A 22,037-nucleotide genomic window follows, 5' to 3' on the forward strand; every position below is an offset into this window, starting at 1 on the left:
TTGGCGCCACGGCTTCATTGCGCGCCCCGAGTCGACCTCGCGCGTCAATGCGCTCCCGCCGCGCCGCCGCCTCCGCCGCCCTTCGTCGACTTCGTGATCCAGATGAGCGGAATGATCACGAGAAAGATGATCGCCGAGATATAGAAAATGTCGTTCAGGCCCATCATGGCGGCCTGCGTGGTGAGCTGGAAGTCGAACAGCGCGCGTGCGGAGGGCTCGCTCATATTCAGCACCTTCTGGGTCTGGTCCATCGCCTGCACGAAAGTCGGGTTGTTGACCGAGGCTTGTTCCGTGAGTCGCGCGTGATGCAGGATCGTGCGGTTGTTCCAGGCGTTGGTCGCGATCGAGGTGCCCACTGCGCCGCAGAACACGCGCACGAAGTTCGAGAGGCCAGCCGCCGCCGGCACGCGGCTCGGGGGCTGCCCCGCGAGAATGATCGCCGTGAGCGGCACGAAGAAGAGCGCCATGGGGATGCCTTGCAGCAGCGTGGGCAGCACGAGATGGAAGGTATCGATTTCGATCACGTACTGCGAACGCATGTAGAACACCCCCGCGAACATCACGAACGCGATCGTCGCGATGATGCGCGCGTCGGAGCGCGGCAACAGGCGCCCCACGACCGGAGACAGGATCACCGCGAACACGCCGAGCGGCGCGGTCACGAGGCCTGCGTCCACGGAGCGATAGTTGAGGTACTCCTGCATCCATTGCGGCAGCAGCACCAGATTGCCGAAGAACACCGCGTACGCCACTGAGATCGCAATCGTGCCGCCGAGGAAGTTACGTTGTCCGAACAAACGCAAATCGACGATCGGGTGCTCCTCGGTCAGCTCCCACACGAGGAAAAACGCAAAACTGATGAGCGCGAGGATGCCGAGCGTCACGATCACCGGCGAATTGAACCAGTCGAGGTCCTTGCCCTTGTCGAGCATGATCTGCAGCGAAGCAACCCAGGTGATGAGCAGACCGAGGCCCACGACGTCGATAGGTGGCTTGCGCGTGGGTGACTCGCGGTTGCGATAGATCGTCCACGTGACGAAGCCCGCGAAGAGGCCCACCGGAATGTTGATGTAAAAGATCCACGACCAGTTGTAGCTATCGGTGATCCAGCCGCCGAGCGCCGGTCCCGCGATCGGGCCGACGGTCGTGGTCATCGCCCAGAAGGCGAGCGCGGTGGACGATTTGTCTTTCGGCCAGGATCCGAGCAGCACGGCCTGGGAAAGCGGAATGAGCGGGCCGGCCACGGCGCCTTGCAGCACGCGCGCGACGAGCAGGAACGGCAGGGTCGGCGCGATGCCGCACAGCCACGACGCCAGCACGAACGAGAGGATCGAGGTGACGAACAGGCGGACCTGGCCGAAACGTTGCGTGAGCCAGCCGGTCAGCGGAATGGAAACGGCGTTGGCCGCCGCGAACACGGTGATGACCCATGTGCCTTCGTCGACGGACACGCCCATGTCGCCGGAGATGGTCGGAATGGCGACGTTGGCGATCGACGTGTCGAGCACGTTCATGAAGGTCGCGAGCGAGACCGCGATGGTGCCGAGGACCAGGCTGCCTCCCTGGAGCGGGGGCGGTGGCGCGGGCGGCGCCGATGATGCGGCGGGCTGGTTCAAGCGTGTTCTCCGCGGATTCGGTTTGCGGCACAGGATACCTGTAATCGCCCTTCGCCATCGCCGGCCGCGGAGCATCCCCATGCGGTGCAGGGTCATGGGGCTTGCGAATGGCTTTCGCGCGATCGTGCTGCGGTTGCGGCTTTATGTAATGCCGGGAAATGGAGTCTTTCGTACACGCGCGGCGTGGCGAGCGTATCCTTGCGCCTGCCGCGCGCCGCGCAAAAAGCGTGCGCTGGACACACAATACGATCGTCAGTACAGGGGAGGTCCGACCATGGGCTGGGAAGCATTCGAAGGGGGCTGGCGTCTGGCGCCGGCCGATGGCGCCGCGCATGCGCTCGTCGTGCTGCTGCACGGGGTAGGCAGCAACGCACAGGACCTCACGCCGCTCGCCGACGTATGGCGCGATGCGCTGCCGGGCGTCGCGTTCACGTCGCTCGACGGCAGCGAGCCGTTCGACGGCGGCTTTGGCGGACGCCAGTGGTTCAGCCTGCGCGACATCAGCGAAACCAATCGCGAGGCGCGTGTCGTCGTCGCCTCGCAGGTGTTCGAGCGGCGGCTCGCCGCCGAACTCGCCCACTGGGGGCTCGGCCACGACGCGCTCGCGCTGGTGGGCTTCTCGCAAGGCTCGATCATGTCGCTCTACCACGTGGCCACGCAGACGGCGGGCGCGGCGGCCGTGGTCGCCTATGCGGGCCGGCTCGTCACGCCCGTCATCGCGAAAAGCCGCACGGTGCTCACGCTCGTGCACGGCGAGGACGACGAAGTGATTCCGGCGAGCGAACTGGAGCGCGCCGCCGCCGCGTTCAGCGACGCGGGCTTCGCGGTCACCGCGTTCGCGCTGCCGGGCGTTGGCCACACGATCACGCCGCAAGGCGTCATGCTCGGGCGCGACGCCCTGGTGCGCGCGCTCGCGCGCGGCTAACCGCGTCCGATCCGATTGCTGGCGGGGACCAGGTCGGTCCCCGTTAATCAGCGTGAATCGGCCGCGATCCGGTGCCATCAGCGGGCTAAATCGGTACAAATTGGCAGTCGCACAAGCCCGCAGTGTCGTATTTCGGCCATATTTTCCGGATAGGCTATGCAGTTGTTTTTCGACCGGCTAAAGTTCGCGCCGGTCGCGGCCGTTATTACGGGGAGTCGCCGCGACCCTGTGGGCCGCGTAGGCCCGTTCCGCCCGGCGCGCGGCTGGTTCGCGCTGCCTGGACGAGGCCGCCATCGGGAATGCCATCCGGCGGCGCGTCGTCTGCCGGGTCGCCAAAAAGAACCGAACTTCAGACCAATATGGCCCGAGCCAAGCCGCAATCCATTTTTTCCAAAAGGCTGTTCCGCCAGGACGTGGCGCTCGATCTCGGTACGGCCAACACGCTCATCTACACCGCCGACAAGGGCATCGTGCTGAACCAGCCCTCCGTGGTCTGCTTCGAGCGGCGCGCGGGTGCGAACGAGACGACGGTGGCCGCCGTGGGCCGCGAGGCGAAGGATCTGCTCGGCCGCGCGCCGGCCAATATGGAGACGGTGCGGCCGCTCTCGCACGGCGTGATCGCCAATTTTTCCGCTGCCGAACACATGATGCGCCGCTTCGTGGCGATGGCGCAGCCGCGCCGTCTGCTCGGCCGCCGTGCGGCATTCACGGTGTGCGTGCCGGCGGGCGCGACGCGCGTCGAACTCCGCGCGATTCGCGAGGCGGCCTTCGCGGCGGGCGCTGCGAGCGTGAACCTGATCGGCGAGTCGCTGGCTTCGGCGCTCGGTGCGGGTCTGCCGGTGCACGCGGCGACGGGCTCGATGGTCGTGGATATCGGCGGCGGCACGACGGAAGTGGGCATCGTCGCGCTGGGCGGCGTGGCGTGCAGCGGCTCGGTGCGCGTGGGCGGCGACCAGTTCGACCGCGCCATCGTCGACCATGTGCGTACGCTCTATGGCGTCGTGCTGGGAGACCAGACCGCCGAACACGTGAAAAAGACGATTGGCTGCGCGCTCTACGGCGAACCCATCGAACGCATCCGCGCGACCGGGCGCAGCATGGAAGACGGTCTGCCGCGCACGGTCGAGATCACGAGCCACGACGTGGTGGACGCGCTGGCCGCGCCGTTGCGCGTGGTGATCAACGCGGTACGGCAGGTGCTCGAGACGGCGCCCGCCGAACTCGTCACCGATATCGCCGATAGCGGCATCGTGCTCACGGGCGGCGGCTCGCTGCTCGGCAGGCTCGACCAGTGCCTCGCCGCCGAACTTGGCGTGACCGTGCGGGTGGCCGACGAGCCGCTCACCTGCGCGGTGCGCGGTGCGGGCGCGGCGGCCTCGCTCATGAGCGAGCACGCTTTCGAAATGGTCGAATAACGGCGCAAGCCGGCGCACGAGGCAACGCCGCTTCTCCGGGGCGCCGGCGTGCCCGGTGTTCGCGCCGCGGGCGTGGGACAATACGCCACTTTGCCGGCGTGCGCCGCGATGGACTGCCCGTAGGCCGTTTTGTCCTTTCAATGCGCCGCTGTCCCGTTGTCTCCACCTCGTCCAGCCGTGAATCCAGCCGCTTTTCCGGCCCCCGGTACGTTCATCGAACTGCCCGGCGGCCTGCCCATGCCCTATGTCGAACGGGGCGAGGGCGAACTCCTTCTCTTCGTGCACGGCTCGCTTTGCGATTACCGCTACTGGCAGCCGCAGCTGGCCGGCCTCGCGCAACAATATCGCTGTGTATCGGTGAGTCTCACGCACTACTGGCCCGCCGCGGACGCTGCGCGCGGCCTGCCATTCAGCTGGCGGCAGCATGCGGATGAACTCGCGGCGTTCATCGAAGCCCTCGGCGCCGGCCCGGCGCATGTGATCGGGCATTCGCGCGGCGGCCTCGTGTCGTTCCAGTTCGCGCGGCGCCATCCGCAGCACGTGCGCACGCTCACGCTCGCCGATCCTGGCGGGCCGGTCCAGCAGCCGGGCCAGACGCTCGCCACGCTGCCCGAGAACGTCAATGCACTGCGCGCCCGCGCCGTGGCGCTGATCGAGTCGGGCCAGGTGGACGCGGGGCTGGAGTTGTTCGTCGATTCGGTGAGCCGGCCCGGCTTCTGGGCGAAGAGCACACATGGGTTTCGCCGCATGGCCACCGACAACGCGCACACGCTCGGGCCGCAGTTCCAGGATCCGCTGCCTGCGTACTCGCGCGAGCAGGCCGCCGAGGTGCAATGCCCCGTGCTGCTGATCGACGGCGAGCTGAGCCCGGAAGTGTTTCATCGGGCCGTGGCCGCGCTCGATGCCTGGCTGCCCGATGCGCGCCGCGCAAGTGTGGCGGGCGCATCGCATGGGATGAATCTGGCGCGGCCCGCGGCGTTCAACGAGTTGATCGATCGCTTCGTGAGCGGCCACGGGCGCTGACGCGCGCAGATTCACGCGATGCGAAAAAGGGGCGGCCACGCGATGCGGCCGCCCCTTTTCGTTGCTGCGAGAAATACCGTAGTCCGAAGGACTCTCGCTTAGTCTCGGCCGTGCGCGTGGGCGTCGAGCGTGTGCTCGGCAGCCTCGCCGACGAGGCCCGCGTAATAGAGGTGCACACCGATCGCGAGCGAATCGTTGCGGATTTCATGGAAGGCCTTCCATGCCTTCACCGGATCCTTGAACACGAGATAGTGCGCTTCTTGCGAAACGAGGCGGGCGACCTGGTGCAGGCCGTGGCCGTTGAGCGCGTCCACGAGGTGATCGAGGCTGCGATGCGTGCGCGCGTCGGTGCGCGGATACAGCATGTGCAGCACGGCCACGCGTTCGCTGGCAAGCGCAGCGGACAGTGCGACCACGATGTCCTGGTGATTGAGTGCCGTGACAACGGCGCCCTCTGCTTGTTCGTCTTCTGCGAACAGGGTGTCGACCGAGATGTTCATCTGTTGCTTCCTTACGTTTTGCTTTAAGCGCGTGTGGCGGTGAAAACGGCCGCCCGTGAGATCAGGCTGGATTACAAAATGCAAGTAATGGAAAACCCTTGCATGTCAAGCAGTATCGCAAAGATGGGGTGCGACATGTTGCGCTGCAAGAGCAAAATATTGTTGCAGGAATCGGCGTTAAGGAAGCCGCAAGCCTGGCAGTGTTGCGAGCTTGAAGAGGGATTGTTGCTGGCTGTGCTATCAATCGATGCTGCACCGCGCCGTAGAATGCGGCAAGCGGTCGCAGCGATGCCGGCCTTTCCGGCGGCTGCGTCCTGTTGCGCGAGGTTTTGCGCGAAGTATTGCGATGTGACAGCAATTCAAGGACAGAAAATGATCGACTCGAAGACACACGCCACGCTCACGATCCCCGGCCACGCTGAAGGCGTGCAGTTGCCGGTCTACAAGGGCACCCAGGGCCCGGACGTGATCGACATCCGTAAGCTGTACGGCCAGACCGGCATGTTCACGTATGACCCGGGCTTCATGTCCACGGCGTCGTGCAACTCGGCGATCACCTATATCGACGGCGACAAGGGCGAACTGCTCTATCGCGGCTACCCGATCGACAACCTCGCGCAAAACGCCGACTTCCTCGAAAGCTGCTACCTCCTGCTCAAGGGCGAGCTGCCCACGCAGCAACAGAAGGACGAATTCGTGGCCTCGGTGACGAACCACACAATGGTTCACGAGCAGATGCACTTCTTTTTCCGGGGGTTCCGCCGTGACGCACATCCGATGGCGATTCTGGTGGCGGCGGTCGGCGCGCTGTCCGCGTTCTATCACGACTCGCTCGACATCAACAACGAGAAGCATCGCGAGGTGTCGGCGATCCGTATGATCGCGAAGCTGCCGACGCTCGTCGCCATGGCGTACAAGTATTCGATCGGCCAGCCGTTCGTGTATCCGCAGAACGACCTGTCGTACAGCGCGAACTTCATGCGCATGATGTTCTCCGCGCCGAGCGAAGAGTACAAGGTCAACGACGTGCTCGTGCGCGCGCTCGACCGCATTCTCATCCTGCACGCCGACCACGAGCAGAACGCTTCGACGTCTACTGTGCGTCTGGCCGGTTCGTCGGGTGCGAATCCGTTCGCGTGTATCGCGGCCGGTATCGCCTGCCTGTGGGGCCCGGCGCACGGCGGCGCGAACGAAGCCGCGCTGAACATGCTCGAAGAAATCGGCTCGGTCGATAACATCCCGAAGTTCATCGAACAGGTGAAGGACAAGAACTCGGGCGTGAAGCTGATGGGCTTCGGCCACCGCGTGTACAAGAACTACGACCCGCGTGCGAAGCTCATGCGCGAAACGTGCTACGAAGTGCTCAACGAACTGGGCCTGCACGACGATCCTTTGTTCAAGCTCGCCATGCAGCTCGAAAAGATCGCGCTGGAAGACGAATACTTCGTGTCGCGCAAGCTGTACCCGAACGTCGACTTCTACTCGGGTATCGTGCAGCGCGCGCTGGGCATCCCGACCTCGATGTTCACCTGTATCTTCGCGATGGCGCGTACGGTGGGCTGGATCGCGCAGTGGAACGAGATGATCGCCGACCCCGAGCAGAAGATCGGCCGTCCGCGCCAGCTCTTCATCGGCGAAACGCCGCGCGTCGCGAAGCCGATTTCGCAACGCTGATCCTCGGGCCGCGCGCCGCTTCCGGCGCGCGAGCGCATTGCCTCCACGGGCGCCCGCACGTTACGTCGTGCCGGCGCCCGCAATTTTTTCCGCGCACGATCCTTGCTCTTGCCGCGATGTGCCACCGATTTTCGCGCGTATCTTTCGCCCGTTCCTCGCGCATTCGCCCAACGCGTGCGCCGAAGCCACTACAATCAACCGCAAGCGAACCGTACCGTAACCCTTTGCATGGGACCCAGGAGGCACGCAATGCAGGATCCTGAAACACTCGGTGGCGTCACGCGCTCAAGCGGCGTGGATCATCCCGACCAGGACACGCGAGAAACCGACGGCGCGTTCATCGCGCCCGAAACACCCGAGGTCGCAAGCGCCGACCAGCATGTGCTGAAGTCGGGCGGCACCTTCATCGTCAACGATCCGCTCGGCGACATCACCGGCATCGACGACGGCCTGTTCGTCAACGACACGCGCGTGCTCTCGTCGCTGCGCCTCACTTTCGGTGGGCGCGTGCCCTCGTTGCTCTCGGGCAGCGTGAGCAGCGACAACGCCGTGTTCACGGCCCACCTGACCAATCGTCCGCTGCCGCCGCTCGGCGGCACGACCACGCCCGAGGGCGTGATTCACGTGCAGCGCGAGCGCGTGCTCTCCGGCACGATGATGACCGAGGCCATCGAACTCACGAACTACGGCACCGAAGACGCCGTGGTGCCGCTTTCGATCTCGTTCGCGAGCGACTTCCGCGACATGTTCGAGGTGCGCGGCCTGAAGCGCGAAAAACGCGGCACGCTCATGCCGCCGCGTGTGGAAGACGGCGAAGTCCGGCTCGAGTACATCGGCCTCGACAAGGTCGCGCGGCGCGTGCGTATCGAGTTCTCGCCCACGCCGAACAAACTCCTCGCCGATCGCGCCGACTTCACGGTCGATCTGCCCGCGCAGGCCTGCGTCTCGATCTATCTCACGGTGGCGATCGAAGTCGAGGCCATGCCCGGCGCCGCGCCCGGCACGCAGAGCGCGGGCATCTTCCAGCCGCCGCATTGCCTCGCGGACTCGCAGGAGCAGCGCGTGGGCCGCGCCGCCCAGCGCGCCGCGCTGGTCGACTCGCATATCGTGATGCGCGAACGCCGCCGCGCGGCGGCGCACTTGCGTTCGAGCAATCCGCTCTTCAATGCGTGGATCAACCGCTCGATCGCCGACCTCGGTCTCTTGACGACCGACCTGCCGACCGGCCCGTATCCGTATGCGGGCATTCCGTGGTTCTCCACGCCGTTCGGCCGCGACGCGGTCATCACCTCGCTGCAGACGCTGTGGCTCACGCCCGCGCTCGCGCAGGGCGTGCTGCGTTTTCTCGCGGAACATCAGGCGCGTGAGGATTCGGCGTTCCGCGACGCGGCGGTCGGCAAGATCATGCACGAAATGCGCAAGAGCGAGATGGCCGCCACGGGCGAAGTGCCGTTCGCGCTCTACTACGGCGGGGTGGACACCACACCGCTCTTCGTCGTGCTGGCGGGCGCTTATGTCGAACGCACGGGCGACACCTCGCTGATCGACGAGTTGTGGCCGGCGCTGGAGCGCGCGGCGGCCTGGGTCGCAGGTGTATGCGACCGCAACAAACTCGGTCTGCTCGACTACCGGCGCGAATCGGAAGGCGGGCTTGCGAACCAGGGCTGGAAGGACAGCCACGACTCCGTCTTCCACGCGGACGGCCGTTTCCCCGATGGACCGATCGCGCTAGTCGAAGTGCAGGCGTACGCGAGCGCGGCGTTCGAGACGATGTCGCGTTTCGCCACGCATCGCGGCCAGGTCGAAGACGCGGCGCGCTACGCCGCGCGCGCCGCCAAAATCCGCCGCTGCGTGGAAGAGAAGTTCTGGATGCCGGAGTCGGAGTTCTACGGCATCGCGCTCGATGGCCACGGCGATTTGTGCCGCGTGCTCGCGTCGAACGCGGGACATCTGCTCGCCTTCGGGCTGCCCGAGGAGGCGCGCGGCCGCGCCGTGGCGGAAGTGCTCGAATCGGCGCTGTTTCACACGGGCTGGGGCGTGCGTACGCTCGCGGCGGGCCAGGCGCGCTTCAACCCCATGGCCTACCACAACGGCTCGGTCTGGCCGCACGACAACGCGCTGTGCGCACGCGGCCTCGCGCGCTATGGCCGCAAGGCGGCAGCGGTGCGCCTACTGCAGGCGCTGTTCGAGGCCGCGGTGACGTTCGATATGCGTCTGCCCGAACTGTTCTGCGGGTTCCCGCGCCGGCGCGGCGAGCCGCCCACGGCGTATCCGGTGGCCTGCCTGCCGCAAGCCTGGGCTGCGGGTTCGCCGTTCATGATGCTCGAAGCGTGTCTTGGCGTGACGATCGACGCGGCGCGCAACGAGGTGCGGGTCGAGCAGCCCATGCTGCCCGAAGGCATCGACTGGCTCGAAGTGGGCGATCTGCGCGTGGGCAAGCATACGGTGACGCTCATGTTCCGCCGTGTGGACGGCAAGGTCGTGGCATCGGCCGATCGCAGCGACGTGAAGGTCGTGGCGTTGCTGTGAATCTGGGCGCGGGCTTGCAAAGCCCGCGCGCCTATTTCTGCGCTGATTACGAAGCGGCGCGCTGCAGCGTGAACTGCGGCGCGACGTAACCCGTCTCGACGCCCATCGTGTTGACGATGCGCGGGGCGTCGAATTTCGTTAGTTGTGCCAGCTGTTCCGGCGTGCCGATGCCCAGTTGCCTGAGCACTTCCACGACGGTGGCATGGAGCGCGGTCGGATCGCCGTCTTCGATCTTCACCGCGATACCCAATGCCGGGCCGCCCGTATGCGGCGCGGTCGCCGCGCTTGCACGCACGCCAATCGCATAGCTGCCCGCCGCGCCGAGCTTGCCGACGAGCGCGCCTTCGAACGCGCGCATGAGCGCCGTGCAGAAGCGGCCTTCGCCCGCCACGAGTTCCGGATACGACGTCATCGCGCGATAGATGTGGGCGAGCGCCTGCGAGCGCGCGTCGGCCGCGGCCGGGCCTGGCAAAGCCGCGTGGTCCTGCGCATCGGCGAGCTTCACGAACAGGCGGGCGAGCCGGTCGAGCGGGAAGGCCGGCGTGGGCAGATTGCAGCCGTCGATACCCCACTCCACGCCCGTCTCGGGAAGATCGCAAACCTCGGCCACGACTCGCTTCACATGTTGCTGCAAGGGGTGCGAAGGCAGATGGTAATCGGCCAGCGCCGCGCCGATCGCGCGCGCGCCCGCAAGCATGCCCGCGTGCTTGCCCGAGCAGTTGCTGCACACGGCGCCCGGCGTGAAGTCGCGCCTGATCCACGCCTTGTAGACGGCGTCGGAGATCGGCACATGGCCGCCGCAGCGCAGGTCCGATTCCGTGGCGGACACCTTGGCGAGCATCGCGCGCGTCCGCTCGATATGGCGGTCCTCGCTGCTATGCGAGGCGCACATGAGCGCGAGATCGGCGTCGTCGAAGCCAAAGCGTTCGAGCGCGCCGGTTTCGGCCACGGCGAGCGCCTGCGCGGGCTTGGCCGCCGAGCGCACGAGCGTTATGCGATGCGGGTCGCCCAATGCGTAGAGCAGGCGGCCCTGGGTGTCGACCACGGCAATGTGGGCGATATGCGTGGTTTCGATGACACCGCCGCGCAGGACTTTCACGGCGGATTGGGGGGCGCTCGTCGTCATGGTGCTCTGCCTTGGTTCCCGGATGGGACCGCGCTGCGCGGTCGATGCGCGATTCTATGCCGCGCGTGCGGGTCAGCGCATTTGCCGGGCTACGCGGCACGCCGCGAGATCCCACGCACCGCTGCCAACCGTCTTCAGGAGCACAGGACTGCCGTCCTGTGCCGCGCCGTTTGCCACAGCGGAGCCGATCGTGCGCACGTTCGCCCAGTCGACGCCGGCCTGCAGCAGGTCGCCGGCTTCTTCGCGCGCGGCGGCGAGATCGTCGACGAAGACGCGGCTCGCCCGCACCGTTTCCTGGCCGATTTCGGCCGCGTCGGGCGTGAAGGCGCCCACGCCGATCACGAGCCGGTCTTTGCGTGCCGCTTCGTCGTACACGGGCGTCTTGCTCGTCGTCGCGGCGATCACCACGTCGGCTGCTTGCGGGACTCCGCTATGCGCGGGCGTTACGTCCACGCCGGACTGCGCGAAATGGGCGCGGAATGCCGCTTCGGACGCTTCGGTCCGGCCTTTCACGTAGAGCGTCGCCGCCGGATAGAGCTGGCCGATTGCCTCGGCATGAAAACGCGCCTGCTGTCCGGTGCCGATCACCAGAAACGCGCGCGGCGCGCCGGGGTGAAAGAGGCGCACGCCCAGCATGGAGAGCGCCGCGGTGCGCCGCCCGGTCACTGTCGGGCCGTCGAGGATGAACTCCGGCTGCCCCGTCGCGCCATTGCACACCGTCACCGCGCCGAAGATGGTCGGCAGGCCGAGCGCCGCGTTGGCGGGGCACACGCTCACGAGCTTGTGGATGGCGATGTCGTCGGCGCTGGCGGGCATCGAGAGCATGACGCCGTTGCCCTTGAGCGGCACGCCCGTGCGCACGGGCGCGTGAATGCGGCCCGCGTCGTGGTCCTGCGCGGCCGTGGCGAGGGCGTCGACCAGCACGCCGAAGTCGAGCAGGCGCGCCGTGGCGGTTGCGTCGTAAATCGCGATGGGCTCCATCGAATCTTCTCTCCTGATGAATGATGCGTAGGTGGGGCGGCGTGCGTTCCGGCCGCCGGCCTCAAAAGCGGTCGATGCGAAACGGCGCGAGATCGACGGCGGGGGTCTCGTGCGCCATCAATTGTGCGACGAGTTCGCCGCTGAGCGGCCCGAGCGTGAGGCCCAGATGCTGATGGCCGGTCGCGACGAACACGTTCCGTGCGCCGCGCATCTCGCCGATCATCGGCAGATAGTCGGGCAGCGTGGGGCGCTCGCCGTACCAGCGGCTCGCGACCTGCGCCGCCCGCGCGCCGGGAAAGAGCGTCTGGAACTGCGTGGCGAGCATGTCGGCGCGGCGCCAGTCGGGTGCGCCGCGCGCGCCGAGTTCGACGGTGCCGGCAAGCCGGATGCCTTGCGCCATCGGGTTGCAGGTGAAGCCGCGCTCGACGAAGCTCAGGGGCACGCGCAGCGTGTCCTGCGAGGGCGCGTCGAGCTGGACGTGATAGCCACGCTCGTTGGTCAGCGGAATCCTCGCGCCGAGCTGCTGCGCGAGCTCGGCGCTGCGCGAGCCGGCCGCGATCAGTACCTTGGCAACTGGGTGCGTCGCGCCGTTCAGCGTGACGTCGATACGGCCGTCGGGCAGGGCGCGCAAGGCGTCGACGGTAGCGCTCGTGAATCTCGCGCCCGCTGCGAGCGCGGCCCCGAAAATGCGCTCGACGACCTGCTGCGGATGCGTGACCGAAGCCATGCCGGGAAAGTAGCGCGCATGGCTGATATGCGGCGTGAGCGACGGCAGATAGTCGCGCCGCACCTGCTCCGCCGCGAGATTTTCGTAGCGCACACCGTGCCGGTCGAGCAGATCGAGTTGCGCGCGTTCCGTTGCGTGCGCAACGGGTTGTTCGAACACGTAGAGCGAGCCGACGTCGCGAAAGAGGTCGACGGCGATGTGCTGATCCAGCAGACGACGCCAGGCTTGCGCCGCACCGGTCACGAGGCTCGCGAGCGCACGCGTATTGCGCCGGAAGCGCGGGCGCTGCGCCTGCGCGGCGAACTCCAGCACCCACGGCGCCATGCGCGGCAGGCTGCGCTTGTGCAGGCGCAGCGGGCTGTCGCGGCGCAGCAGCATGCGGGGCAGGCCGGCCATCGTCTCGGGGCTCGCGAGCGGCGCGAGATGATCGACCGCGATCAGGCCCGCGTTGCCGAACGAGCAGCCCGAACCGGGCGGGGCGCTGTCGACGATATGCACGCGCATGCCGCGCTGCGCCAGGTTGAGCGCGGCGCTGGCCCCGATGATGCCCGCACCGATGACGACGACGTCTTCCATGTCAGTCTCGCGACGAAGAAGTGATTTCGTCCGATGCTAACCCAACTATTTCCTATAGGAAACTTTTTTCTGATCGTGCATCTCGCGTGTTCGACCTGCCGATCAGTCTTGCGCTTGTGAAGCGTTGTAGGCGCTCGCCTGCTCGAGCAGCCACGCGCGGAACAGCTCCAGTGGCTTGCCGTGGCTGAGTTCGGTGGGATAGACGAAGTAGTAGCCGCCATCGGCAATCGCCGGGGCTTCGAACGGCATGACGACGCCGAACCGCTCGAGCTGGCCTTCGACGAAGAACTTCGGCACGAGCGCCACGCCGAGGCCGGCGGCGGCCGCGGCGATCAGCATCGTGTGCAGTTCGTAGCGCACGCCGTGCATGGTGGCGTTGTCTTCCACGCCGAGGTCGGAGAACCAGCGCGTCCAGGCGTCGGGGCGCGTGGTGGAGTGCAGCAGCGGGTAGGCGAGCAGTTCATGCGCCTTCTTGACAGGGCGCGCGAGCAGCGACGGCGAACAGACGGGCACCACTTCCTCGCCGAACAGAAAGTCGGACGACGTGCCGGGCCAGGTCGGCTTGCCGTAGTGGATCGCGGCTTCGAAATGCGACTCCTCGAACGAAAACGTCTCGGTGCGCACGCCCATGTTCACGCGCACGTCCGGCGTGCGGTCGTAGAAGTCCTTGAGGCGCGGAATCAGCCACTCGGACGCGAAGGTCGGCAGCACCGCGAGTTCCAGATAACCGCCGCCGCTGCCGTGCGCGATGATGGAGAGCGTATCGCGATCGAGGTTTTCGAGCGCACGGCGCACCTGGGTGCTATAGAGCCGGCCCGCGCGTGTGAGCACGACCCGCTGTTTGGCGCGCACGAAGAGGCGCACGCCGAGATTCGATTCGAGCGTAGCGATCTGGCGCGAGACCGCGCTTTCGGTGAGAAACAGCTCCTTGGCGGCGTGAGTGAAGCTCTCGTGCCGCGCCGCGGCTTCGAAGGCCGTCAGCGCGCCGATGTTCGGGATCTTGAACTTGCGCATGGTGATTCCAGAAACTCATCAAGTGACAATTTAATCTCGCTTTACGCGGCGCGCAACCATTTGAATAATGCGTTTTACGTATAGTTGGCCGAAACCGATGGCCAGAGGCCCGTTTGATGACCGCTGCCACGCGGTCGTTTCCTGTGAGATTGGTGATGCGCAATTCGAACGTAGAACGCTTGTTGTCCGCACTGCTGGGCCGCGAGAAAACTGAAACCCTCTTTGCAACGCTGAACTTTCCGTCGACGCTCGCCGACTGGGAAAGCGGCACCGTCACGCGCGCCGAACTCGCCCAGGCGATGAACATGGCGCTGTTCGAAGACCTGCTCGAGCGCTCGCCCAACGGCCGCACGTACACGAACGACACGGTGGCGCAGGGCGGCGCGGTGTACTTCGACCATGGCGCGCTGCGCACGGTGCGCTGGGCGCAGAGCGGTGCGCTGCCGCCCGGCGAAGCGGCGTTCACGCGCATCCTGCGTCCGCTCGGCTTTCGCCTGAATGGCCGCTATCCGCTGGACAAGCTCGGCATGACGGGACGCGCCTACGCCCACGAAGACGCGCCCGACGAGATCGCGCAGTTCTTCGTGAGCGAGCTGCACCCCGAGCGCTTTTCGGCGGCGTTCCAGCAAGCTGTGACGAACGTGGTGGGGGCGTCGAAAGACCCGCTTACGCCGCTGGCCATGGCGCAGCTCTCCGAACTCGAACGCGACGGCTCGCTGCCGCTCGACGCGGCGCTGCAGCTGCTGCCCGTGATCGTCGGGGCGTTCGCGCGACAGCACGAAGTGCCGTCTATTTCGGACTACGAGACATTGCTGCGGGAATCGGCGGAAATGGCGTGGATCGCAACGGAAGGCAACGCCTTCAATCACGCGACCGACCGTGTGGAAGACGTATTCAAGCTTTCGGACGACGAGAAAGCCAAGGGGCGCCCGATGAAGCCCAGCGTCGAGACCTCGCGCTCGGGCCGTGTGTTTCAGACGGCGTATCGCGCCGACACCGTGCAGCGCGAGTTCCGCGCGGCGGACGGCGAGCGCGTGACGCGCGAGGTGCCGGGCTCGTTCTACGAGTTCATCACGCGCAAGCGCACGTTCGATCAGGCCACGCGGCGCTGGCAGACCGATTTGCGCTTCGATGCGGGCAACGCCACGGGCATCTTCAAGATGACCGCGAACGCCGCATAAGCTTGAGGGATCACACGCCCGGCGCGCCGTCCTGCGTGTCCGGGTGTGGCTCGTTGATGAGCCAGAGGACTTCCGCGTCCTCTTCGCTCGTGGAGACGGCCGCGTGCCCCGTGCGGCTGTCGAAATAGAGGCTGTCGCCGGCTTCGAGATGCGTCGGCGCGTAAAGCTCGGAGTAGAGGCAGACCGAGCCGCTCAACACGAAGAGAAATTCTTCGCCTTCATGCCGGCCCCATTCCGTGAACTCGTCGAGCGAGTGCGCCGTCACGCGAATGCGAAACGGGTGCATCGCCTTGTGGGCGAGTTCCGTGGCCAGCAACTCCATCTGATAGCAGCCTGCCGAATGCTGCTGCCCGCCGCCCTTGCGGGTGAGTGCGCGGCGTCCGCTCGCGCGCGGCCTGGGCGCCGAGCCGAACAGTTCGCCGAGGTCGATCTTCAGACCGTGCACGATCTTCTGCAGCACGTCGAACGTGGGCGACATGACGCCGTTTTCCACCTTCGAGAGCGTGGAGCGCGACACGCCGCACACGCGGCTGGCGGCCTCGAGCGTGTAATCGAGCTTCAGCCGGGCCGCCTTGACGCGCTTGCCCAGTTCCGCCGAAGCATTCTCGGCGGGCTTGAGGGACGGGGTTTCCATTCGGGAACTCGGGGTGTTCGCTGGTGGTTCGTATCGTACTCTATGTTTCCGATAATAACATTTGCGTATCGCGCGAGTTTGCTGCGTCATGCGGCGATTAACAAGCATGGCTAAGTAAATCGACCATCCGGAAGTTGATGATTTCTGAGGCAAACCCAGACGGCGCAAGGCATGGCGCGTGCACAACGCGCTTTCGCATGACACCCACGCACAAGCGGGCATATCGGCGCTATCGGGTATCTCCCAATGCCTGCGGGGCTGCGTCACGCGTTGCCGTATTCCCCGCGTGCACGGGCTTGATGAGAAAAGCGCATTACGTGGTGAATAGATTTCGTTTGATGCCACCGAAACGGCTGCCGACAATCCGCTTACGTCCCGCCGCTCAGCATCGCGGGACGAATCCAGTGCGCCGAAGGTCCGAGCGACCATTCGGACGCATCACGTGCCGGCTCCAGATCCCGAAGGAATTTCGCATGTCTCCTCGTTTCCTCGCTTCTCGTCGTGGCTGCGCGATCGCAGCGTCGTTGATGTTGGTTGCCGGCGCGGTGAGCGCGCAGGAAATGGTCGTGAAGATCGGCGTGGCCAGCCCGCTCACGGGCGGCGGCGCCGCGTATGGCAAGGACATCGAGAACGGCGTGCGTCTGGCCGTGGACGAAGCCAATGCCGCGCATCCCACCATCGGCGGCAAGCCGGTCAAGTTCGTGATCGATTCGCAGGATGACCAGAGCGATCCGCGCATTGGCGTGCAGGTCGCGCAGCAACTCGTGGACGACAACGTGGCCGTCGTGATCGGCCACTTCAATTCGGGCACCACGCTGCCGGCCTCGAAGATCTACGCGAAGGCGGGCATTCCGATGATCACGCCGGCCGCCACCAACCCGGCCATCACGCAAAGCGGCGCGCCGACCATCTACCGCGTGATCGCCACCGACTCGCAAAACGCCGGCAACGCGGGCAACTATGCGGCGACGGTGACGAAGGCGAAGCGCATTGCCATCATCGACGACCGCACGGCCTTCGGCCAGGGCGAGGCCGACGAGTTCGAGAAGGCCGTGAAGGCAAGCGGCGGCACGATCGTCGCGCGCGAGTTCACGAACGACAAGGCGGTCGATTTCAGCGCCCAACTCACGAGCATCAAGCGCACGAATCCGGATCTCGTGTTCTTCGGCGGCCTCGACGCGCAGGCCGCCATGATCGTCAAGCGCATGCGCCAGCTCGGCCTGAAGGCGCAATTCCTCGCGGGCGGCGGCGTCATGGACGCGAACTTCATCAAGCTCGCCGGCGATTCCGCCGATGGCGCCTCGGTGTGGGAATACGGCCAGCCGCTCGGCACGCTGCCCAAGGGTAAGGGCTTCGAGGCGAAGTTCAAGCAGAAGTACGGCATCGACATGCTCGCCTACGCGCCGTTCGCCTACGACGCGGCGTGGGTCGCGATCACGGCGATGGAGAAGGCCGGCTCGGCGAATCCGGCACAGTTCAACGCTGCACTTAAGGCCACGAACTACGACGGCATTACGGGCAAGATCGCCTTCAATGCCCAGGGCGACCTGAAGAGCCCGAGTTCGACGCTGTATCAGGTCAAGAACGTGGCGTGGGTGCCTGTCACGACGCGCACCGCGGACTGAGATCACTCGCCTCTGCTACCTTGAAGGGCGCCGGCACTGCCGGCGCCCAATCCATTGTTTCCAACAGGAAATCGAGGGCCCGCCCGCAGGGCAGCCTCATGCCATTTTCATGGCGAAAAGCCGGGCGGAAGCGATACACGCGACATGGCGAAATTCCCGAGGATTTTCGTGTTGTCGCCGCAAAATTGCGCGTGTATAGTTTCCTAAAGTAGCAATGTTTCGTATCGGAAATTTTTTAAGGGATTCTACCTATGAAAGCCTCCTCCATCCTCTCGGATCTCGGTATTTCCCAACTCGCGGAAGCGGGCGACATCGCCGTGCATTCGCCGATCAACGGCGAGCTGATCGGCCGCGTCGCGAGCCAGTCCGCCGCCGACGTCGACGCCGCGCTCGCGAAGGCGCAGGAGGCGTTCAAGAGCTGGCGCAACGTGCCCGCGCCGCGTCGCGGCGAACTCGTGCGCCTGCTCGGCAACAAGCTGCGCGAACAGAAGCGCGCGCTCGGCAGCCTCGTCTCGCTGGAAACCGGCAAGATCTTCCAGGAAGGCCTGGGCGAAGTGCAGGAAATGATCGACATCTGCGACTTCGCGGTCGGCCTCTCGCGTCAGCTTTACGGTCTGACCATTGCATCGGAGCGTCCCGGCCACCGCATGGCCGAATCGTGGCACCCGATGGGCGTGTGTGCCGTGATTTCCGCGTTCAATTTCCCGGTCGCCGTGTGGTCGTGGAACGCCGCGCTCGCGCTCGTGTGCGGCAACGCCGTGGTCTGGAAGCCTTCGGAAAAGACGCCGCTCACCGCGGTTGCCGTCAACAAGATCATGCAGGACGTGCTGAAGGAATTCGGCGACGCACCCGAAGGCCTCACGAGCCTCGTGGTGGGCGGCCGTGAAGTGGGGGCCAAACTCGTGGCGGATCCGCGCTCGAACATCGTCAGCGCAACGGGCAGCACCGAAATGGGCCGCACCGTCGGCGTCGAGGTCGCGCGCCGCTTCGGCCGCTCGCTGCTCGAACTGGGCGGCAACAACGCGGGCATCGTCTCCGCCACGGCCGATCTCGAACTCGCGCTGCGCGGCATCCTGTTCTCGGCGGTCGGCACGGCCGGCCAGCGCTGCACGTCGCTGCGCCGCCTGTTCGTGCACGAGAGCGTGTACGACAAGGCAGTCGAGCGCCTGAAGACGCTCTACGGCAAGGTGGTGATCGGCAATCCGCTGGAGCAGGGCACGCTGATGGGGCCGCTGATCGACGAGCAATCGTTCGCCCGCATGCAGTCGGCGCTCGAGCAGGCGAAGCGCGAAGGCGGCAAGGTGTTCGGCGGCGAACGCCATTCGGTGGCGGGCAACGAGAAGGGCTTCTACGTGCGCCCGGCGATCGTCGAGATGCCGTCGCAAACCGAAGTTGTCCTGAAGGAAACCTTCGCGCCGATCCTTTACGTCCTCAAGTACAGCGACTTCGGCGACGCCATCGACGCCAACAACGCCGCCCACCATGGCCTGTCGTCGTGCGTATTCACGACGGATCTGCGCGAGAGCGAGCGCTTCACGTCGGCCGCGGGCAGCGATTGCGGCATTGCGAACGTGAACATCGGGCCGAGCGGCGCGGAGATCGGCGGCGCGTTCGGCGGCGAGAAGGAAACGGGCGGCGGTCGCGAGTCGGGCTCCGACGCGTGGAAGGCGTATATGCGCCGCGCGACCAACACGGTCAACTATTCGTCGGCGCTGCCGCTCGCACAGGGCATCGACTTCAACGTCGAATAAGCGCATTTGAAGTACGGGACCGGGGGCATCGTGCACCCGGTCGAGGGATCGATTCGCGCAAACCCCATCCATGCGCGCCGCAGTTATCCGCAATTTGGAGCAAGTCGTGAGTTCTCAAGTCGTTATCGTTGGCGGCGGGGTAATCGGTAGTTCTATTGCTTACTTTCTGCGCGCAGCCGACCCAACGGTTTCCGTGACGGTGTTCGAGCGCGACCCGAGCTATGCGCGCTCGTCGTCGGCGCTTTCTGCCGCGTCGATCCGGCAGCAGTTTTCCACGCCGCTGTCGATCCAGATGTCGCTGTTCGGCATCGAGTTTCTGCGCGGCATTGGCGAGCGGCTCGAAGTGAACGGCAGCCGTCCGTCGATCGATCTGCACGAGGGCGGTTATCTTTTCCTCGCCACGGAAGCGGGCGATGCGACGCTGCGCGAAAATCACGCGCTGCAAACGCGTCTTGGCGCGGACATCGAACTGATGTCGCGCGACGCGCTGCACGCGAAGTTTCCGTGGCTCAACGTCGAGGATCTCGCAAGCGGCGCGTATGGCCGCAGCGGCGAGGGCTGGTTCGACGGCTACGGCCTCGTGCAGGCGTTGCGCAAGAAGGCGCAGTCGCTCGGCGCGCGCTACGTGCCGGCCGATGTCACCGGCGTCGTGCGCAGCGGCCGCAAGGTCACGCACGTGATCGCGAGCGACGGCGAACGCCATGCGTGCGACACGCTCGTGAACGCAGCCGGCGCGTGGGCGCGCAAACTCGCGGAAATGATGGACATCGACATTCCGGTGTATGCGCGCCGCCGCAGCATTTTCAACGTGTCGTCGCCGGCGCGGCTCGCCGCGTGCCCGTTGCTGATCGATCCGTCCGGCGTGTATTTCCGCCCCGAGGGCAAGACGTACATCACCGGGACGTCGCCGAGTGCGGAGAACGACCCCAACGATCTGCCGCTCGACGAAGTCGATCACGCCATCTTCGACGACGTGATCTGGCCCACGCTCGCGCACCGCGTGCCGGGCTTCGAGGCGCTGCGCGTGGAGAATTGCTGGTCCGGCTATTACGAGTACAACGTGCTCGACCAGAATGCCATCATCGGTTATCACCCGGCCATCGACAATTGCGTGTTTGCCAATGGTTTCAGCGGGCACGGTCTGCAGCAGGGGCCGGCAACCGGGCGTGGCGTGAGCGAGTTGATCCTCAACGGCCGCTACACGACGCTCGATCTGTCTTCGCTCGACTGGTCGCGCGTACTGGAAAACCGGCCGATCGTCGAAAAGAACGTCGTGTGACTGCGGGGCAGTTAGCCTGCACAAAAAAGGAGCCCGTGATTTCACGGGCTTTTTTCATTGCGCGACGGCTTGATGAGCAAACCGCATGACGTGGTGAATAGATTTCGTTTGATACGCCCGTGAGGGCTGACCACAATCGAAGCTTTTCCGTTGCCGCGCTTAACCGCCATCGACTCCATGTCCGCCATGTACGATTTCACCGCGCCCTTTCAGCATCCCGCCGGTTCGCCCATTCGCGAGCTGTTCAAGTACCTGGGAGAGCCAGGCATGATTTCCTTCGCTGGCGGCTATCCGGCCAGCGACCTGTTCGACACCGATGGCCTGCAGGCGGCAGCGGCGGAGGCCTGGCAGGCTTCCACGCGCTGCCTGCAATATGGTCCGACCGACGGTTTGCCCGAACTGAAAACGCAGCTGCTCGCGCTGATGGCGCGCCGCGGTGCGACCTGCGCTCCTGAGGAGATGCTCGTCACAACGGGGTCGCAGCAAGGCCTCGACCTTTTGTTGCGCGTGCTGCTCAATGCGGGCGACACGGCCTTGACCGAGCAGCCCGCCTATCCGGCCACGCTGCAGGCGCTCAGGCTCCAGCAGGCGCACGTCGTGACGATACCGGTAGACGGCGACGGTCTCGACGTGAACGAACTCGCCGCGCGGCTCGCTTCGGGCGCGATCGTCCGGCCAAAGCTGCTGTACACGGTGCCGACCTTCGCGAATCCCACCGGGGCCACGCTCACGCGCGAGCGGCGCCTTGCGCTCCTGCGTCTTGCCGTTCAGTACCGCTTCGTGATCGTCGAGGACGATCCGTACGGCGATTTGCGTTTCGCGGGCAATGCGGTGCCGTCGATGCTGGCGCTGGCGAGCGAGGTGCCGGGCGCGCGCGATTGGGTCGTGCACTTCTCGAGTCTTTCGAAAGTCGTCGCGCCTGGTTTGCGCGTGGGCTGGACCGTCGCGCCCGCCGAAATCGCGCGGCGCTGCGTGATCGCCAAGCAGACCGTCGACCTGTGCAGTACGCCGTGGACCCAGGCCATCGCCGCGCACTATCTGGCGGCGGGCGCGCTCGAACGGCATCTTCCGCACATCACGCAGGCGTATCAGCGCAAATGCGAGGCGCTTTGCGATGGCTTGCGCGCGCAGTTCGGCGACGAGATCGCGTTTCATCAGCCCGAAGGCGGCATGTTCGTGTGGGCGCGTATTCCGGGCGTGGCGATCGATGCGCTCTTGCCGAATGCGATTGCGAACAAGGTGATTTTCGTTCCCGGCAAGGCGTTTTTCGCCGACGCGCCGGATACCGCGTCGCTGCGCCTTTCGTTCGCTGCGCCGAACGTGGACGAGATTCGCGAGGGCGTGGCGCGTTTGAAGCGGGCCACGCATGCCACGCGCACGGCGGACGTCACGTCGGCATCTGTTTAAATTTCGCGCGGCTCCAATGCCGCGCGTTTCCCGTTACGCAACCGACTGCGCAAG

The 22,037-nt window shown here is 65.8% G+C and carries 17 protein-coding genes; 10 read left to right on the forward strand and 7 right to left on the reverse strand.

What is annotated here, in order from left to right:
* Positions 1 to 44 precede the first annotated feature (44 nt).
* On the reverse strand, positions 45 to 1,616 hold the full coding sequence (locus tag AB4Y40_RS14940) for a DHA2 family efflux MFS transporter permease subunit (RefSeq protein ID WP_368688347.1): 1,572 nt from the start codon (positions 1,614 to 1,616) through the stop codon (positions 45 to 47).
* Between the two features lie 274 nt (positions 1,617 to 1,890).
* Between AB4Y40_RS14940 and AB4Y40_RS14945 the strand changes: the two genes are divergently transcribed.
* From AB4Y40_RS14945 to AB4Y40_RS14955, 3 genes are all read left to right on the forward strand, one after another.
* Entirely contained in the window at positions 1,891 to 2,541 is a 651-nt protein-coding gene (locus AB4Y40_RS14945; protein WP_368688348.1) for an alpha/beta hydrolase, read from the forward strand.
* 359 nt (positions 2,542 to 2,900) lie between these two features.
* The gene (locus AB4Y40_RS14950; RefSeq protein WP_368688349.1) at positions 2,901 to 3,956 is read left to right on the forward strand and encodes a rod shape-determining protein; all 1,056 of its coding nucleotides are present in this window, start codon (positions 2,901 to 2,903) and stop codon (positions 3,954 to 3,956) included.
* Between the two features lie 237 nt (positions 3,957 to 4,193).
* A complete protein-coding gene (locus AB4Y40_RS14955; protein WP_368688423.1) occupies positions 4,194 to 4,979 on the forward strand; it encodes an alpha/beta fold hydrolase in 786 nt (261 codons plus the stop codon).
* Between the two features lie 98 nt (positions 4,980 to 5,077).
* On the opposite strand, the gene AB4Y40_RS14960 is transcribed toward AB4Y40_RS14955, so the two are convergent.
* The gene (locus tag AB4Y40_RS14960; protein ID WP_368688350.1) at positions 5,078 to 5,479 is read right to left on the reverse strand and encodes a hypothetical protein; all 402 of its coding nucleotides are present in this window, start codon (positions 5,477 to 5,479) and stop codon (positions 5,078 to 5,080) included.
* Positions 5,480 to 5,851: 372 nt separating this feature from the next.
* Between AB4Y40_RS14960 and gltA the strand changes: the two genes are divergently transcribed.
* A complete protein-coding gene (gene gltA / locus AB4Y40_RS14965; protein ID WP_368688351.1) occupies positions 5,852 to 7,153 on the forward strand; it encodes a citrate synthase in 1,302 nt (433 codons plus the stop codon).
* Positions 7,154 to 7,402: 249 nt separating this feature from the next.
* Positions 7,403 to 9,682 carry a glycogen debranching N-terminal domain-containing protein gene (locus AB4Y40_RS14970; RefSeq protein ID WP_368688352.1) on the forward strand — a complete coding sequence of 760 codons (2,280 nt, stop codon included), beginning with the start codon at positions 7,403 to 7,405 and terminating at the stop codon, positions 9,680 to 9,682.
* 46 nt (positions 9,683 to 9,728) lie between these two features.
* Here AB4Y40_RS14970 and AB4Y40_RS14975 read toward each other — a convergent pair whose 3' ends face one another.
* The 4 genes from AB4Y40_RS14975 to AB4Y40_RS14990 form a co-directional block, all read right to left on the reverse strand.
* Positions 9,729 to 10,808, reverse strand: coding sequence for an asparaginase (locus AB4Y40_RS14975; protein WP_368688353.1), 1,080 nt, complete (start codon positions 10,806 to 10,808; stop codon positions 9,729 to 9,731).
* Between the two features lie 72 nt (positions 10,809 to 10,880).
* The gene (gene lhpI / locus AB4Y40_RS14980) at positions 10,881 to 11,789 is read right to left on the reverse strand and encodes a bifunctional Delta(1)-pyrroline-2-carboxylate/Delta(1)-piperideine-2-carboxylate reductase (RefSeq protein WP_368688354.1); all 909 of its coding nucleotides are present in this window, start codon (positions 11,787 to 11,789) and stop codon (positions 10,881 to 10,883) included.
* A 61-nt stretch (positions 11,790 to 11,850) separates the two neighbouring features.
* Positions 11,851 to 13,092: an NAD(P)/FAD-dependent oxidoreductase gene (locus AB4Y40_RS14985; RefSeq protein ID WP_368688355.1), complete on the reverse strand. Its 1,242-nt coding sequence runs from the start codon at positions 13,090 to 13,092 to the stop codon at positions 11,851 to 11,853.
* Positions 13,093 to 13,194: 102 nt separating this feature from the next.
* Positions 13,195 to 14,106 carry a LysR family transcriptional regulator gene (locus tag AB4Y40_RS14990; RefSeq protein ID WP_368688356.1) on the reverse strand — a complete coding sequence of 304 codons (912 nt, stop codon included), beginning with the start codon at positions 14,104 to 14,106 and terminating at the stop codon, positions 13,195 to 13,197.
* A 155-nt stretch (positions 14,107 to 14,261) separates the two neighbouring features.
* Between AB4Y40_RS14990 and AB4Y40_RS14995 the strand changes: the two genes are divergently transcribed.
* Positions 14,262 to 15,287 carry a DUF1338 domain-containing protein gene (locus AB4Y40_RS14995; protein ID WP_368688357.1) on the forward strand — a complete coding sequence of 342 codons (1,026 nt, stop codon included), beginning with the start codon at positions 14,262 to 14,264 and terminating at the stop codon, positions 15,285 to 15,287.
* Between the two features lie 10 nt (positions 15,288 to 15,297).
* Here AB4Y40_RS14995 and AB4Y40_RS15000 read toward each other — a convergent pair whose 3' ends face one another.
* A complete protein-coding gene (locus tag AB4Y40_RS15000) occupies positions 15,298 to 15,921 on the reverse strand; it encodes a helix-turn-helix domain-containing protein (RefSeq protein ID WP_368688358.1) in 624 nt (207 codons plus the stop codon).
* Between the two features lie 473 nt (positions 15,922 to 16,394).
* Here AB4Y40_RS15000 and AB4Y40_RS15005 point away from each other — a divergent pair, with 473 nt between their 5' ends.
* From AB4Y40_RS15005 to AB4Y40_RS15020, 4 genes are all read left to right on the forward strand, one after another.
* A complete protein-coding gene (locus AB4Y40_RS15005; protein ID WP_368688359.1) occupies positions 16,395 to 17,546 on the forward strand; it encodes a branched-chain amino acid ABC transporter substrate-binding protein in 1,152 nt (383 codons plus the stop codon).
* Between the two features lie 251 nt (positions 17,547 to 17,797).
* Positions 17,798 to 19,297 (forward strand): aldehyde dehydrogenase family protein, encoded by a 1,500-nt coding sequence (locus AB4Y40_RS15010; RefSeq protein WP_368688360.1) that lies wholly within the window; start codon positions 17,798 to 17,800, stop codon positions 19,295 to 19,297.
* Positions 19,298 to 19,403: 106 nt separating this feature from the next.
* Complete coding sequence (locus AB4Y40_RS15015; protein WP_368688361.1) at positions 19,404 to 20,576, forward strand: NAD(P)/FAD-dependent oxidoreductase; 1,173 nt, start codon at positions 19,404 to 19,406, stop codon at positions 20,574 to 20,576.
* Between the two features lie 186 nt (positions 20,577 to 20,762).
* On the forward strand, positions 20,763 to 21,983 hold the full coding sequence (locus tag AB4Y40_RS15020) for a PLP-dependent aminotransferase family protein (protein WP_368688362.1): 1,221 nt from the start codon (positions 20,763 to 20,765) through the stop codon (positions 21,981 to 21,983).
* Positions 21,984 to 22,037: the final 54 nt, after the last annotated feature.

The sequence above is a fragment of the Paraburkholderia sp. EG287B genome, from assembly GCF_040965595.1.
Lineage (GTDB): Bacteria > Pseudomonadota > Gammaproteobacteria > Burkholderiales > Burkholderiaceae > Paraburkholderia.